The 957-nt window shown below is 71.5% G+C and carries 1 protein-coding gene; it reads left to right on the top strand.

Annotation, left to right across the window (positions count from 1 at the left end; genetic code table 11):
- The coding region (locus tag D477_RS20950) for a DUF222 domain-containing protein (protein WP_005266279.1) at positions 1–957 on the top strand (957 nt) is incomplete at both ends.

Raw genomic sequence — 957 nt, 5'->3', positions numbered from 1 at the left:
GCGGTGCTCGATTATGTTGCCGCGTCGGAGAAGGTCACCGCGTATTGGCAGGCGCAGCGGATCCAGGGTTTGGGCGAGTACGCGGCCCGGCGCACCGAGCCGGGGTCGCCGGAGATGGGCCCGGACGGGTACGCCCGGGACGCGGTGCGCGAGGTCTCCTGGCACCTGCACCAGTCCCGCCAGACCGTGGCCGCGCAGCTGGCCGAGGCGAACCACCTGTGCCGGTACTTCCCGAACACGCTGGCCGCGATGCGCGAGGGCCGGATCGACGCCGGCCGGGTTTCCGCGATCCTGTACGGTTCCCGGGACCTGCCCGTTGCGGTGCTGCCCGAGTACGAGGCCGCCGTGCTGCCGGGGGCGGAGAACGTCACCCGGGAAACCCTGCAGGGGTGGGTGCGGGAGGCCAGGCAGCGGCTGCACCCGCAGACCCTGGACGAACGCCACGACCAGGCGATGGAACACCGCGGCGTCTGGTTCCGGCCCCAGGAAGACGGGATGGCCGAACTGACCGTCCACGGCCCGGCCGACACCCTCCTGGCCGTGCACAACCTCGTGCAGGAATGGGCGAAGCATTTGAAGACCCGGGACGGGGAAACCCGCACCCTGGCCCAGCTGCGCGCCGACGCGTTCGCCGACCTCTGCCTCCAATCCCACGCCAACGCCGCCGCCGCTTCAACCGGCGGCGCCGCCACAACGCACGGCGAAGATGACGGCGACGGCACCGGGCTGGCCGGTGGGGGTTTGACGGGTGAGGTGTGGGGCGGCGGGAACGTCAAGGCGTTCGTATCGGTCACGATCCCGCTGGCCACCGCCGCCGGCGGCGACGAGCCCGGAGAACTCGACGGGTACGGGAAAATCCCGGCCGACATGGCCCGCCGGCTCGCCGAGCTGGCGAAAACCTGGCTGCCGGTCATCACGGACGAACACGGCAAGGCCGTGATGGTCGCCCGCGAAATG

This window comes from Arthrobacter crystallopoietes BAB-32 (assembly GCF_000328305.2).
In the GTDB taxonomy this organism is placed as follows: Bacteria; Actinomycetota; Actinomycetes; order Actinomycetales; family Micrococcaceae; genus Crystallibacter; species Crystallibacter crystallopoietes_A.
This window is presented reverse-complemented; position numbering and strand designations above follow the sequence as displayed.